The 13,307-nt window shown below is 68.9% G+C and carries 13 protein-coding genes; 8 read left to right on the forward strand and 5 right to left on the reverse strand.

The window, feature by feature from the left end:
- The first annotated feature begins 35 nt into the window (after window positions 1–35).
- The gene (gene gpmA, locus FHT26_RS15275; RefSeq protein WP_168560957.1) at window positions 36–782 is read left to right on the forward strand and encodes a 2,3-diphosphoglycerate-dependent phosphoglycerate mutase; all 747 of its coding nucleotides are present in this window, start codon (window positions 36–38) and stop codon (window positions 780–782) included.
- Here gpmA and FHT26_RS15280 read toward each other — a convergent pair.
- The 4 genes from FHT26_RS15280 to FHT26_RS15295 all read right to left on the reverse strand — a co-directional run bounded on the left by FHT26_RS15280 (window position 779) and on the right by FHT26_RS15295 (window position 5,254).
- On the reverse strand, window positions 779–1,897 hold the full coding sequence (locus FHT26_RS15280) for an HD-GYP domain-containing protein (RefSeq protein WP_210427406.1): 1,119 nt from the start codon (window positions 1,895–1,897) through the stop codon (window positions 779–781). The two genes, gpmA and FHT26_RS15280, sit on opposite strands and share 4 nt — an antisense overlap.
- A gap of 143 nt (window positions 1,898–2,040) precedes the next feature.
- On the reverse strand, window positions 2,041–3,477 hold the full coding sequence (locus tag FHT26_RS15285) for an aldehyde dehydrogenase family protein (RefSeq protein WP_168560958.1): 1,437 nt from the start codon (window positions 3,475–3,477) through the stop codon (window positions 2,041–2,043).
- A 9-nt stretch (window positions 3,478–3,486) separates the two neighbouring features.
- The gene (gene kdgD, locus FHT26_RS15290; RefSeq protein ID WP_168560959.1) at window positions 3,487–4,398 is read right to left on the reverse strand and encodes a 5-dehydro-4-deoxyglucarate dehydratase; all 912 of its coding nucleotides are present in this window, start codon (window positions 4,396–4,398) and stop codon (window positions 3,487–3,489) included.
- Window positions 4,399–4,492: 94 nt separating this feature from the next.
- On the reverse strand, window positions 4,493–5,254 hold the full coding sequence (locus FHT26_RS15295) for a FadR/GntR family transcriptional regulator (RefSeq protein WP_246867891.1): 762 nt from the start codon (window positions 5,252–5,254) through the stop codon (window positions 4,493–4,495).
- A 283-nt stretch (window positions 5,255–5,537) separates the two neighbouring features.
- On the opposite strand from FHT26_RS15295, the gene FHT26_RS15300 reads away from it, so the two are divergent.
- From FHT26_RS15300 to garD, 7 genes are all read left to right on the forward strand, one after another.
- Complete coding sequence (locus FHT26_RS15300; protein WP_168560960.1) at window positions 5,538–6,377, forward strand: NAD-dependent epimerase/dehydratase family protein; 840 nt, start codon at window positions 5,538–5,540, stop codon at window positions 6,375–6,377.
- 8 nt (window positions 6,378–6,385) lie between these two features.
- Window positions 6,386–7,270, forward strand: coding sequence for an SMP-30/gluconolactonase/LRE family protein (locus tag FHT26_RS15305; RefSeq protein ID WP_168561047.1), 885 nt, complete (start codon window positions 6,386–6,388; stop codon window positions 7,268–7,270).
- Window positions 7,271–7,316: 46 nt separating this feature from the next.
- Window positions 7,317–8,285 (forward strand): TRAP transporter substrate-binding protein, encoded by a 969-nt coding sequence (locus tag FHT26_RS15310; protein WP_168560961.1) that lies wholly within the window; start codon window positions 7,317–7,319, stop codon window positions 8,283–8,285.
- Between the two features lie 70 nt (window positions 8,286–8,355).
- On the forward strand, window positions 8,356–8,844 hold the full coding sequence (locus tag FHT26_RS15315; RefSeq protein WP_168560962.1) for a TRAP transporter small permease: 489 nt from the start codon (window positions 8,356–8,358) through the stop codon (window positions 8,842–8,844).
- Window positions 8,835–10,118 (forward strand): TRAP transporter large permease, encoded by a 1,284-nt coding sequence (locus tag FHT26_RS15320; protein WP_056816006.1) that lies wholly within the window; start codon window positions 8,835–8,837, stop codon window positions 10,116–10,118. Before FHT26_RS15315 ends, FHT26_RS15320 begins: the two co-directional genes overlap by 10 nt.
- Before the next feature lie 40 nt (window positions 10,119–10,158).
- Window positions 10,159–11,136, forward strand: a complete 978-nt coding sequence (locus FHT26_RS15325) for a tripartite tricarboxylate transporter substrate binding protein (protein WP_168560963.1) — start codon at window positions 10,159–10,161, stop codon at window positions 11,134–11,136.
- An 11-nt stretch (window positions 11,137–11,147) separates the two neighbouring features.
- Complete coding sequence (gene garD, locus FHT26_RS15330) at window positions 11,148–12,719, forward strand: galactarate dehydratase (RefSeq protein WP_168560964.1); 1,572 nt, start codon at window positions 11,148–11,150, stop codon at window positions 12,717–12,719.
- Here the strand turns inward: garD and FHT26_RS15335 are convergent.
- On the reverse strand, window positions 12,677–13,081 hold the full coding sequence (locus FHT26_RS15335; RefSeq protein WP_168560965.1) for a hypothetical protein: 405 nt from the start codon (window positions 13,079–13,081) through the stop codon (window positions 12,677–12,679). The two genes, garD and FHT26_RS15335, sit on opposite strands and share 43 nt — an antisense overlap.
- Window positions 13,082–13,307: the final 226 nt, after the last annotated feature.

Genomic DNA, 13,307 nt, shown 5'->3' on the forward strand with positions numbered 1-13,307 from the left:
GCCGCGCCCCGCCTGCCCCACAACCACTGCCTGCCATGTACAAACTCGTGCTGATCCGCCACGGCGAATCGACCTGGAACCTGGAAAACCGCTTCACCGGCTGGACCGACGTCGACCTGACGCCGACCGGCGTCGAGCAGGCCAAGCAGGCCGGCCGGTTGCTGAAGGCCGAAGGCTACGACTTCGACATCGCCTACACCTCGGTGCTGAAGCGCGCGGTCTGGACGCTGTGGCACGCGCTCGACCAGATGGACCGCACCTGGCTGCCGGTGGTGCACAGCTGGCGCCTGAACGAACGCCACTACGGCTCGCTGCAGGGGCTCAACAAGGCCGACATGGCCAGGCAGTACGGCGACGAGCAGGTGCTGGTCTGGCGCCGCAGCTACGACACGCCACCGCCGGCGCTCGACGCCGCCGACCCGCGCGGCCAGCGCCAGGACATCCGCTACGCGAAGCTGCGGCCCGAAGACGTCCCGCTGACCGAATGCCTGAAGGACACCGTCGCGCGCGTGCTGCCGTTCTGGAACGACAGCGTCGCGCCGGCCATCAAGGCGGGCAAGCGCATCGTGATCGCCGCGCACGGCAACAGCATCCGCGCGCTGGTGAAGTACCTCGACGAGATCGCCGATGCCGACATCGTCGGCGTCAACATCCCGAACGGTATCCCGCTCGTCTACGAACTCGACGAGAACCTGAAGCCGATCAGGCACTACTACCTGGGCGATGCCGAGGCCGCAGCGGCCGCCGCCGCGGCCGTCGCGAACCAGGGCAAGAAGGCTTAGGCCGGCAGCCCGTACAGCCGCTCCGGCAGCAGCCGCGCCGCGAGCGACTTGTCGGGCAGCGCCGCGACGATCGCGAACTCCTGGCACGCCGTGTCGCGCCGCGTCGTGTGCACCACCGGCATGCCGCTGCGGTCGGTGATGCTGGCGGCGATCGGCGTGCTGGCGCTGTCGCCGCGCCGCACCACCACCGCGCGCTCGCCGCTCTTCAGCTGCACGAAGTCGCCCGGCGGGTAGATGCCCAGCTCCTTCACGATCGCCATCGACAACGGCCCGCCGGCGTCGTCCTGGAACAGCTGGCGTGCCGCGTCCTGCGTGCTGATCGCCGGCCGGCTGCTGCGCGGCGTGATGCGCGCCATGAAGACATCGGCCAGCCGCAGCGCCCGCGCCGCCTCGCAGGGGTTCTTGCACCCGCTCGGGTAGCCGCCGCCGCCCGGGCGCTCGTGGTGTTCGGCGACCGCCTGCAGCCATTCGGCGTCGTCGATGCCGGCCGCCTGCAGCAACTCGACGGCCTGCTGCGGATGCAGCGCCACCTTGCCCAGCTGCGGCGGCATCGCCGGCACGCCTTGCGCGGCCAGCCGGCCCTGCAGTTCCAGCATCGCGATGTTCATCGTCAGCGCCGCCTTCACGAGGCTCTGCGTGCGCGCGGGGGTCCAGCCGAGGCGCCGTGCCATCAGGCAGCACAGCATCGCGGTGTGCAGCGAATGCGTCAGCCCGTACAGCAGCATGCGCGGCCGGTCCTTGCGCACCGACAGGAAGATGCCGATGTCGGGATCGCGCTCGATCAACGCGACCAAGCTGGCGGCGAACTCGTCGGTGCGCGCCGGGAAGCCGGGCTCGGCCAGGCTCTTCAGCAGCCGGTCGAGCCGCCACAGCATCTTTTCCCACAGGTCGAACAGGTTGGCCGGGCGCGCGGGCGGCGACTGCGCCGCCCGCGCCGCGGCCTTGACCTCCTCGAGGTCGACGAAGGCGCCGCGCCGCAGCAGCGCCTGCATCTGGCCGTCGTCGACGAACACATGGCCTTTGGCCAGCAGCAGCACGCCAGCCTCGTCACGCACGCCCCACGGCAGCGGCGCCCCCAGGCGAACCTGCGATTGAACCAGTCTGAGCAACTCCATCGCAACCTCCACGCAGCCCTCGCGGTGCGGTGGCACCGGGGCATGCGTGGATGTCGGCGGCGCGCGCGACGCCCACCAGAGGACATGCGTCACCTCCCGGTGCGCTGGCCCCCGCCGGATCAGGCCCCGGTTCAGACCCCGATTCAGACCCCGGTGTAGGCCGTCTTCACGACGGTGTAGAACTCGCGGGCGTAGCTGCCCTGCTCGCGTGGGCCGTAGCTCGACCCCTTGCGGCCGCCGAACGGCACGTGGTAGTCGACGCCGGCGGTGGGCAGGTTGACCATCACCATGCCGACCTGCGCGTGGCGCTTGAAGTGCGTCGCGTACTTCAGCGAGCTGGTCGCGATGCCGGCCGACAGGCCGAACGGCGTGTCGTTGCAGACCGCGAGCGCCTCGTCGTAGTCCTTCACGCGGATCACCGAGGCCACCGGGCCGAAGATCTCCTCGCGGTTGATCGTCATGCGCGGCGTCGATTCGACGAACAGAGCCGGCGACAGGAAGAAGCCGTCGGTCTCGGCCTTCACGCGCTGGCCGCCCGCCAGCAGGCGCGCGCCTTCGGCCTGGCCGAGCTCGATGTAGCGCTCGTCCTGCTCCAGCTGCGCCTTCGAGACCACCGGGCCGATGTCGATGCCGGCGCCCAGCGCATGGCCGACCTTCAGGCCGCGCATGCGCTCGGCCAGCGCATCGACGAAACGGTCGTGGATGCCGGCGGTGACGATCAGGCGGCTCGATGCGGTGCAGCGCTGGCCGGTCGAGAAGAACGCGCTCTGCGCGCACAGCTCCACCGCCTGCTTCAGGTCGGCATCGTCGAGCACCAGCTGCGGGTTCTTGCCGCCCATCTCCAGCTGCACCTTCGCGCCGCGCGCGACCGCGGCCTGCGCGACCTGCTTGCCCACGCCCTGCGACCCGGTGAAGCTGATCGCATCGATGCCGGGATGGTCGACGATGGCCTGCCCGACCTCGCGGCCCGCGCCCATCACCAGGTTGAACACGCCGGCCGGCAGGCCGGCGCGCGAGATGATCTCGGCCAGCGCCCAGGCCGAGCCCGGCACCAGGTCGGCCGGCTTGAACACCACGCAGTTGCCGTAGGCGAGGGCCGGCGCGATCTTCCAGGCGGGGATCGCGATCGGGAAGTTCCACGGGCTGATGATGCCGACCACGCCGACCGGCTCGCGCGTGATCTCGACGCCGATGTTCGGCCGCACCGACGGCAGCAGCTCGCCCGGCGTGCGCAGGCATTCGCCGGCGAAGAACTTGAAGATGTTGCCGGCGCGCATGACTTCGCCGATGCCTTCGGGCTTGGTCTTGCCTTCCTCGCGGGCGAGCAGCATGCCGAGCTCTTCGCGGCGCGCGAGGATCTCGCTGCCGATGCGGTCGAGCGCATCGGCCCGGGCCTGCACGCTGAAGACGCCCCAGGCCGGCGCCGCGGCGCGGGCGGCCTGCACGGCCTCGTCGACCTGCGCGGCGGTGGCGCTGGCGAACTGGCCGACGGTGTCGGCGAGGTCTGACGGGTTGATGTTCGGCACGAAGCGCGAACCGGCGACCCACGCGCCGTTGATGTAGTTCAGGTGTTCAGACATGTCAGCCCCTTATTGCGGGCCGAGGCGCTTGATCAGCGCGGCCAGCATCTCGACTTCTTCACCCGTCAGGTCCGTCAGCGGCGGGCGCACCGGGCCGGCCGGGTGGCCGACCAGCGTCGCGCCGGCCTTGATGATGCTGACCGCGTAGCCCGCCTGGCGGTTGCGGATGTCGAGGTACGGCAGGAAGAAGTCGTCGATCAGGCGGCTCTGCGTCGCCCGGTCGTCGGCCGCGACGGCACGGTAGAAATCCATCGCGGTCTTCGGCACGAAATTGAACACCGCCGACGAGTACACCGGCACGCCCAGCGCCTTGTAGGCCGCGGCATAGACCTCCGCGGTCGGCAGGCCGCCGAGGTACGCGAAGCGGTCGCCCAGCTTCTGGCGCACCGTCACCATCGCCTCGATCTCGCCGACGCCGTCCTTGAAGCCGACCAGGTTCGGGCATCGGTCGGCCAGCTGCTGCAGGCTGGCCGCGCTGAGCTTGCAGACCGCGCGGTTGTAGACGATCACGCCGATCTTCACCGACTTGCACACCGCCTCGACGTGCGCCACCAGCCCCTGCTGGCCGGCTTCAGTCAGGTAGTGCGGCAGCAGCAGCAGGCCCTTGGCGCCCAGGCGCTCGGCCTCTTTCGCCATCGCGATCGCCTGGCGGGTCGGGCCGCCGACACCGGCAATGATCGGCACGCTGTGCTTGCAGGTGTCGACCGCCACCTTGATGACCTGGCCGTATTCCTCGCTGACCAGCGAGAAGAACTCGCCGGTGCCGCCGGCCGCGAACAGCGCGGTCGCGCCATACGGCGCCAGCCATTCGAGCCGCTTCGCATAGGTCGACGGCTGGAAGTTGCCCTGCGCATCGAAGTCCGTCACCGGGAAGGACAGCAGGCCGGACGAGATGGTGGTTTTGAGTTCCTGGGGTGACATGCGCGTCTCCAAATGAGTGCAGACTATCGGATCAGTTGTCAGTCATCGTACAACATGGCCTGCGCAGATTCAAGAGGGCACGCCCCCGATGCGTTCAGGGCGCTGCGTTGCCGTCGGCGCGGCGCAGGCGTTCGCGGCTGTTGGCCAAATGGGTGCGCATCGCGGCGCGGGCCGCCTCCGGGTCGCGCCCGGCGATCGCGTTGACGATGCTCTCGTGCTCGACGTTCACCCGGTGCAGGTATTCGCGCCGGCCCTCGCCGGCCACCTTTGCGGTGTTGAGCCGGGCGCGCGGAATGATCATCGTGCCCAGGTAGGTCATCAGCTCGACGAAGTGCACGTTCTGCGTGGCCCGGGCGATCTCCATGTGGAGCTGGAAGTCGGGCGCGATCGCGTCGCCGTCGTGCTCGATGGCCGACGAGAACGCGGCCAGCGCGCCGCGCATCACCTCGATGTTGGCATCGGTGCGGCGCACCGCCGCAAGCCCGGCCGCCTCGGCCTCGAGCCCGATGCGCAGGTCGAGCACCGCGATCACCTCGCGGGCGGTGGCGATCTGCTCCGGATCGATGCGGAAGTTCTGCGTGCCGCCGCTGCCGACGACGAAGGTGCCCACGCCATGCCGCGTCTCGACCAGCCCGCCGGCCTGCAGCTTCGACAGCGCCTCGCGCACCACGGTCCGGCTGACGCCGAACTCGTCCATGATCGCGGCCTCGGTCGGCAGCTTGTCGCCCGAGCGCATCACGTTGTCGCGGATGCGCGCGCTCAGCGTCTCGACCAGGCCGATGGCCAGGCTGCGCGGCCGGCGGCGCGGCAGGTCGGTCGCAGCAGGGGATGGCGGGACGTGCATCGGGCGGCTCATGGCAAGGTCGTTGAAAGGGCTTTCGACTGTACGGCACGCGGCCGGCGCGGCAAGCGGGCTTCTGCGGGTCGACAACGACGGTTCGTCGTCGTACAACAATGTACGTGGTCGACGACACCGTTTGCCGGTGCGGACGGGCAGGCCGGCCCCGGGATTACCCTCATCCCGCTGGCTTGACAAGCCCCCTGTCGTCACGAATCATTCAGCATGTTGTACGACAACTGATGACGTACCTGTTGCCGACAGCGCGGATCCGCGGTCGGCCGTGAAAGAACCCTTGCCGATGACGACCCCGCCGACCTCGACCCCGTCCTCCACGACGTCCCTGCGCTTCAAGCGCCTGCTGCTGACCGGCGCTGCCGGCGGCCTCGGCCGCGTGCTGCGGCCGCGCCTGAAGGCGTATTGCGACGTGCTGCGCCTGTCCGACCTCGCCGACCTCGGCACGGCCGCGGCCGGCGAGGAACTGAGCCAGGTCGCGCTGCAGGACGGCGCCGCGGTGCATGGGCTGCTGGAAGGCGTCGATGCCGTCGTGCACCTGGGCGGCGTGTCGGTCGAGGCGGCGTTCGACCCGATCCTGCAGGCCAACATCGTCGGCACCTACAACCTGTACGAAGCGGCTCGCAAGCACGGCGTCAGGCGCGTGCTGTTCGCAAGCTCGAATCACGTGACCGGCTTCTACCGGCAAGACGAGGTGCTCGGCACCGACGCCGCGCCGCGGCCCGACGGCCTGTACGGCGTCAGCAAGGCATTCGGCGAGAACCTCGCGCGCTTCTACTTCGACCGCTACGGCATCGAGACCGCCTGCCTGCGCATCGGCTCGTCGTTCGCCGAGCCGAAAGACCGCCGCATGCTGGCCACCTGGATGAGCTTCGACGACCTGGAGCGGCTGGTGGTGTCGTGCCTGACGGCGCCGCTGGTCGGCTACAGCGTGGTCTACGGCATGTCGAACAACCGCACGCAGTGGTGGGACAACACCAAGGCCAGGCACCTCGGCTACGTGCCCCAAGACAGTTCCGAGCCGTTCCGCGCCGCGGTCGAGGCGCGCCAGGCGCCGCTCGACTACAACGACCCGGCCGTGCTGTACCAGGGCGGCGCCTTCGTGCGCACCGGCCCGTTCGAATGACCTCACCGATGAGCTCGACGCTGCGCATGGACAGGCTCGACGCGTCGCGCGACCAGGTCGGCGAAAGCCCGCTGTGGTCGGTGGCCGAGCAGGCGCTGTACTGGGTCGACATCGAAGGCCGCCAGGTGCGCCGCTTCGACTGGGCCACGCGCCGCGTCGAGAGCTGGGCCTGCGCCGAGCGCGTCGCCTGCCTCGCGCTGCATGCGCAGGGCGGGCTGGTGGCGGCGATGGAGAGCGGCGTGTTCCAGCTGCGGCTGTCGGCCTCCGGCCTGACCGCGACGCGCCTGTGCGGCATCGCGCACCCGCGCGACGGCATGCGCTTCAACGACGGCCGCTGCGACCGCCAGGGCCGCTTCTGGTCCAGCACGATGGTGCGCGACATGTCGCTCGCGTCGCCGTTCGGCGCGCTGTTCCGGCTCGACGGCCGCGGCCTGTCGGCGCCGCTGGTGTCCGGCCTGATCACCGGCAACGGCCTGGCGTTCAGCCCGCGCGGCGAGGTGATGTATTTGTCGGATTCGCACCCGAGCGTGCGCCGCATCTGGGCCTTCGACCTCGACGCCGACGGCACGCCGACGCAGCGCCGCGAATTCGTCGACATGAACCGCCACCCGGGCCGGCCCGACGGTGCCGCGGTCGATGCCGACGGTGGCTACTGGATCTGCGCCAACGACGCCGGCCTGGTGCACCGCTTCACACCCGACGGCCGGCTCGACCGCTCGATCCCGGTGCCGGTGCCCAAGCCGTCGATGTGCGCGTTCGGCGGCCCGCAGCTGCGCCACCTGTTCATCACCTCGATCCGGCTGCCGAGCGCGGCCGACGACGCACCCGACGGCGCGGTGTTCGTCGCCGAACCCGGCGTGACCGGCCTGCCCGAAGCCGCCTTCGCTTTCTGACCTGCTTCCAGAAGACTCGTTAGCCCATCCACCCGGAGACAAGACCATGACCCACACGATCCGCACGCTGGCCGCCGCGCTGGCACTGGCCGCCCTCGGCACGGCGCACGCCACCGAGTTCCGCTCGACCGACATCCACCCCGACGACTACCCGACCGTGCTGGCCGTCAAGCAGATGGGCCAGACGCTGTCGAAGCTGACCAACGGCAAGCACAGCATCAAGGTGTTCAACAACGGCGCGCTGGGTGCCGAGAAGGACACGATCGAGCAGACCAAGATCGGTGCGATCCCGATGACGCGCGTGAACATCGCGCCGATGAACAACATCTGCCCGGCCACCGTGGTGCCGACCATGCCCTTCCTGTTCCGCTCGAAGGAACACATGCGCGCGGTGCTCGACGGCCCGATCGGCGAAGAGATCCTGAAGAGCTGCGAAGCGCAGGGCTTCATCGGCCTGGCCTACTACGACAGCGGCGCGCGCTCGATGTACACGGTGAAGAAGCCGATCAAGACGCTGGCCGATGCCAAGGGCCTGAAGGTGCGCGTGCAACAGTCCGACCTGTGGGTCGCGCTGCTCGAGGCGATGGGCGCGAACGCCACGCCGATGCCCTTCGGCGAGGTCTACACCGCGCTGAAGACCGGCCTGGTCGACGGCGCCGAGAACAACTACCCGTCGTACGAGAGCTCGCGCCACTTCGAAGTGGCCAAGTACTACTCGAAGACCGAGCACTCGATGGCGCCCGAGGTGCTGCTGTTCTCGAAGCGCGTGTTCGACACGCTGAGCCCGGACGACCAGAAGGCGATCCGCCAGGCCGCGAAGGAATCGGTGCCCTTCATGCGCAAGCTGTGGGACGAGCGCGAAGAGAAGTCGCTGGCCACCGTGAAGGCCGCCGGCGCGCAGATCATCGAGGTCGACAAGGCCTCGTTCCAGGCCGCGATGAAGCCGGTGTACGACAAGTTCCTGGCCGACCCGAAGCTGCGCGACCTGGTCAAGCGCATCCAGGACACGAAGTAATCGCTGCGCTCTGGCGTCTCCCTCTCTGATCCACCGCGGCGGCCCGTGCCGCCGCGGTGAAGGAATCCCGATGTACACGAAATTCTGCGCAGCCGTCGCGAAGGCCTGCCTGCGGCTCGGCGTGGCCGGCCTGGTGCTGCTGCTCGCGGCCGTGCTCTACCAGGTGTTCGGCCGCTACGTGCTCAACAGCACGCCCACCTGGGCCGAAAGCCTGGCGCTGGTGCTGGTGCTCTACGTGACCATGCTCGGCTGCGCCGTCGGCGTGCGCGACGCCGGCCACATCGGCATGGAGCTGCTCGGCTTCCTGCTGCCCGAGAAGGCGAAACGGCCGACCGAGATCCTGATCCACCTGCTGACGATGCTGTTCGGCGCGCTGATGGCGTGGAACTGCGCGCTGATGTTCGACTCGGTGGGCGGCTACAAGATCCCGACGCTCGGCATCTCCGAGTCCTGGCGCTACGTGCCCTTCATCGCGGCCGGCGTGCTGATCATTCTTTTTTCCATCGAACACATCGTGGCCTTGCTGCGTGGCATTGAGGTTGAACCGGCATGGCACTGACCATTCTCTGCATCACGTTCTTCGGGCTGCTGATCCTCGGCGTCCCGGTGGCGTTCTCGATCGGCCTGTCGGCGCTCGCGACCATCCTGTACGAAGGCCTGCCGATGGCGGTCATCTTCCAGCAGATGACCTCGGGCATGAACGTGTTCTCGTTCCTCGCGATCCCGTTCTTCATCTTCGCCGGCGAGCTGATGCTGTACGGCGGCATCGCCGACAAGATCGTCAACTTCGCGAACGCGGCGGTCGGCCACATCCGCGGCGGCCTGGGCATGTCGAACGTGGTCGCCTGCACGCTGTTCGGCGGCGTCTCCGGCTCGCCGGTGGCCGACGTTTCGGCGATGGGCGCGGTGATGATCCCGATGATGAAGAAGCAGGGTTACCACGCCGACTACGCGGTCAACGTGACGACCCATGCGGCGCTGGTCGGCGCGCTGATGCCGACCAGCCACAACATGATCATCTACACGCTGGCCGCCGGCGGCAAGGTGTCGATCGCCAAGCTGATCCTCGCCGGCCTGATCCCGGCACTGGTGCTGACGCTGTGCAACCTGGCGGCGGCCTACCTGGTGGCAGTGAAGCGCGGCTACCCGGCCGGCACCTTCCCGGGCTGGAGCATCGTCGCGCGCACCTTCGCGGCGTCGCTGCCGGGGCTGTTCGTCGTCGTGCTGATCCTCGGCGGCATCCTGTCGGGCGTGTTCACCGCGACCGAATCGGCGGCGGTGGCGGTGCTGTACGCGCTGATCCTCAGCGTGGTGGTGTACCGCTCGCTGAAGTGGGAGCAGTTCCTGAAGGCGGCCGCGAAGGCGGTGAAGACCACCGGCGTCGTGCTGCTGCTGATCGGCATCTCGGCGGCCTTCGGCTACATCATCAGCCTGTACGAGGTGCCCACGTTGACCGGCCAGGCGCTGTCGGCGGTGACGTCCAGCCCGTGGGTGATCTTCCTGCTGGTCAACATCATCCTGTTCCTGCTCGGCACCTTCCTCGACATGGCCGCCACCATCCTGGTGTGCACGCCGATCTTCCTGCCGATCTGCCAGCACTACGGCATGAGCGAGATCCAGTTCGGCATGGTGATGCTGATCAACTGCGCGCTCGGGCTGAACACGCCGCCGGTGGGCACGACGCAGTTCGTCGGCTGCGCGATCGGCGGCGTCTCGGTCGGCACCGTGATGAAGACGATCTGGCCGTTCTACGGCGCGCTGATCGCCGCGTTGATGCTGGTCACCTACGTGCCGGCGTTCTCGCTGTGGCTGCCGGGCGTGGTGCTGCGCTGACCTCCGGCCCTCCGTCAAACCCCTTCGCAGGAGACATCCCATGATCATTCGCCGAACCCTTCTCGCCCTGGCGGCCGCGGCCGCGGCAGGCACCAGCCTCGGCGTGCACGCCGCGCCGGCTTCCTGGCCCGACAAGCCGGTGCGCATCGTCGTGCCGTTCGCGGCCGGCGGCACCTCGGACATCCTCGCGCGCCTGCTGGCCGACAAGCTGCAGGGTGCGCTGAAGCAGACCGTGCTGGTCGAGAACAAGGCCGGGGCCGGCGGCGTGATCGGCGCCGACTCGGTCGCCAAGTCGGCGCCCGACGGCTACACCTTCCTGCTCGGCACCATCGCGAGCCACGCGATCAACCCGGTGCTGCAGCCGAAGATGCCGTACGACGCGGCCAAGGACTTCGCGCCGGTGATCCTGCTGGGCAGCATCTCCAACGTGCTGCTGGTCGGCACCGAGCAGCCGTACAAGAGCGTCAAGGAACTGATCGCCGCGGCCAAGGCCAAGCCCGGCGACATCGCCTTCGCATCGTCCGGCCAGGGCAGCTCGCAGCACATGTCGGGCGAGACCTTCAAGCTGCTGACCGGTGCCGAGCTGACGCACGTGCCGTACAAGGGCAGCGCGCCGGCCATCCAGGACGTGATCGGCAACCAGATCCCGATGAGCTTCGAGACGGTGACGGTGGCCCTGCCCTTCGTGCAGAGCGGCAAGGTGCGCGCACTGGCGGTGACCTCGGCCAAGCGCAGCATCGCGATGCCCGACGTGCCGACGTTGCAGGAAGCCGGCGTGGCGGGCTTCGACGTCGCCAGCTGGCAGGCCTTCTATGCGCCGGCCGGCACGCCGCCGGCGATCGTGAAGCGCCTGAACGCCGAGGTCGCAAAGATCATCGCGATGCCCGACGTGAAGGCGAAGATGGAGACGCTGGGCCTGCAGTACACGCCGAACACGCCGGAGCAGTTTGCCGCGTTCGGCCGCGCCGAGCTGACCAAGTGGGCCAAGATCGTCAAGGACGGCAACGTCAAACCCTGAAGGAGCCGGTGATGGGCGAGCCCCGCAAAGCGTTGACGATCCGCATGCACGATCTCGACAACGTCGCGATCGTCGCCAACGACGGCGGGCTGCCCGCCGGCACCGTGCTGGACAGCGGGCTGGTGCTGCGCGATGCGGTGCCGCAGGGCCACAAGGTGGCGCTGGTCGACCTGCCGGCCGGCTCGCCGGTGCTGCGCTACCACGTGAGCATCGGGCTGGCCGCCAAAGACATCCCGGCCGGCAGCTGGGTGCACGAGCGGCTGCTGCAGATGCCCGAGGCGCGCGAACTCACCGGCCTGCCGATAGCCACGCGCGCCGCGCCGCCGATGCCGCCGCTCGACGGCTACACCTTCGAGGGCTACCGCAATGCCGACGGCTCGGTCGGCACGCGCAACATCCTCGCGATCACGACGACGGTGCAGTGCGTGGCCGGCGTCGTCGATTTCGCGGTGCAGCGCATCAAGGCCGAGCTGCTGCCGCGCTACCCGAACGTCGACGACGTGGTGGGGCTGGAGCACACCTACGGCTGCGGCGTGGCGATCGACGCGCCCGACGCGATCATCCCGATCCGCACGCTGCGCAACATCAGCCTGAACCCGAACTTCGGCGGCGAGGTGATGGTGGTCAGCCTGGGCTGCGAGAAGCTGCAGCCCGAGCGCCTGCTGCCACCCGGCACGATCTCGATCCGCGACGAGCGCGGCACCCCCACGTCACCCGACGCGCTGGACGTGGTGTGCCTGCAGGCCGAGGCGCACGTCGGCTTCATGTCGATGATCGACTCGATCATGACGACCGCGCGCACGCACCTGGAGCGGCTCGACCGGCGCCGTCGCGAGACCTGCCCGGCCAGCGACCTGGTGGTGGGCGTGCAGTGCGGCGGCAGCGATGCGTTCAGCGGCGTCACCGCCAACCCGGCGGTGGGCTTTGCCACCGACCTGCTGGTGCGGGCCGGCGCCAGCGTGATGTTCTCGGAGACCACCGAGGTGCGCGACGGCATTGCGCAGCTCACCGCGCGGGCGGCAACGCCGGAGATCGCCGAGGCGATGGTGCGCGAGATGGCGTGGTATGACGCCTACCTGCAGAAGGGGCGCGTCGACCGCAGCGCGAACACCACGCCGGGCAACAAGAAGGGTGGGCTGTCGAACATCGTCGAGAAGGCGATGGGCTCGATCGTGAAAAGCGGCAGTGCGCCGATCACCGGCGTGCTGTCGCCTGGCGAGAAGCTGGCGACCAAGGGCCTGACCTACGCGGCCACGCCGGCCAGCGATTTCATCTGCGGCACGCTGCAACTGGCGGCCGGCATGAACCTGCACGTCTTCACCACCGGCCGCGGCACGCCGTATGGCCTGGCCGAATGCCCGGTGATCAAGGTGGCCACGCGCAGCGACCTGGCGCGGCGCTGGCACGACCTGATGGACGTCAACGCCGGCCGCATTGCCGATGGCGACGCGAGCATCGAAGACGTGGGCTGGGAGCTGTTCCGCCTGATGCTCGACGTGGCCAGCGGCCGCTCGAAGACCTGGGCCGAGCGCTGGAAGCTTCACAACGCGCTGGTGCTGTTCAACCCGGCGCCGGTGACCTGACCGGCGCGGCGGTTGCGCAGCAGCTGCCTGAACTTCGCCAGCAGGCCGGCGCTGGCCAGTGCGCAAAGCACCGCCGCGATCGCGAATGCGCCGACCGTGGTGGCGAGTTCCAGGCACTTGCCGTTCGTGACCGGTTCGTCCTCGCGCATCAGGAAGATGCCGACATGCATCACGGCGAGCGTGCCGAAGGCGATGCTGAACACCAACCGCGGCAGCACGCTCCAGAACGTGTGCGACGGTTCGAATGCTGACAGCGGTGGAGGGGGAAGCGGCTCGAGCGGCGGAAGCAGTTCGGCCAGCTCCAGCGTTGTCAATCCGGAAGGACCGCGACGCTCTTCGTCGGGTGTTTCGTGCGATGACATCGATGTTCTCCCTGGTGGTTGTGGAGGGGGTCGAGTGTCCGGGCGGATGTTGCAGAAAGTGTGGAGGCGAGGACCTGCGGTCCTCGAAGAGTGCGGCTGCCGGTCCAGAACCAGATCCGCCGCCGATCGTCAACAACTGTCATCTGTTCACGACATCGATGCGATGACGTCCTGACCCGTCTTGTTGCCTTCACGGCTTTCCCGTCTAATCCGCCGGCTCGCGTTT

Source organism: Rhizobacter sp. SG703, from assembly GCF_012275445.1.
In the GTDB taxonomy this organism is placed as follows: domain Bacteria; phylum Pseudomonadota; class Gammaproteobacteria; order Burkholderiales; family Burkholderiaceae_C; genus Rhizobacter.

Excerpts from the sequence above, each read along its gene's own strand:
- FHT26_RS15320 (WP_056816006.1), top strand. The coding sequence starts at position 8,835 with ATGGCACTGACCATTCTCTGCATCACGTTCTTCGGGCTGCTGATCCTC.
- gpmA (WP_168560957.1), top strand. The coding sequence starts at position 36 with ATGTACAAACTCGTGCTGATCCGCCACGGCGAATCGACCTGGAACCTG.
- FHT26_RS15315 (WP_168560962.1), top strand. The coding sequence starts at position 8,356 with ATGTACACGAAATTCTGCGCAGCCGTCGCGAAGGCCTGCCTGCGGCTC.
- FHT26_RS15305 (WP_168561047.1), top strand. The coding sequence starts at position 6,386 with ATGAGCTCGACGCTGCGCATGGACAGGCTCGACGCGTCGCGCGACCAG.
- FHT26_RS15310 (WP_168560961.1), top strand. The coding sequence starts at position 7,317 with ATGACCCACACGATCCGCACGCTGGCCGCCGCGCTGGCACTGGCCGCC.
- FHT26_RS15335 (WP_168560965.1), bottom strand. The coding sequence starts at position 13,081 with ATGTCATCGCACGAAACACCCGACGAAGAGCGTCGCGGTCCTTCCGGA.
- FHT26_RS15325 (WP_168560963.1), top strand. The coding sequence starts at position 10,159 with ATGATCATTCGCCGAACCCTTCTCGCCCTGGCGGCCGCGGCCGCGGCA.
- FHT26_RS15285 (WP_168560958.1), bottom strand. The coding sequence starts at position 3,477 with ATGTCTGAACACCTGAACTACATCAACGGCGCGTGGGTCGCCGGTTCG.
- FHT26_RS15295 (WP_246867891.1), bottom strand. The coding sequence starts at position 5,254 with ATGAGCCGCCCGATGCACGTCCCGCCATCCCCTGCTGCGACCGACCTG.
- FHT26_RS15300 (WP_168560960.1), top strand. The coding sequence starts at position 5,538 with ATGACGACCCCGCCGACCTCGACCCCGTCCTCCACGACGTCCCTGCGC.
- garD (WP_168560964.1), top strand. The coding sequence starts at position 11,148 with ATGGGCGAGCCCCGCAAAGCGTTGACGATCCGCATGCACGATCTCGAC.
- kdgD (WP_168560959.1), bottom strand. The coding sequence starts at position 4,398 with ATGTCACCCCAGGAACTCAAAACCACCATCTCGTCCGGCCTGCTGTCC.
- FHT26_RS15280 (WP_210427406.1), bottom strand. The coding sequence starts at position 1,897 with ATGGAGTTGCTCAGACTGGTTCAATCGCAGGTTCGCCTGGGGGCGCCG.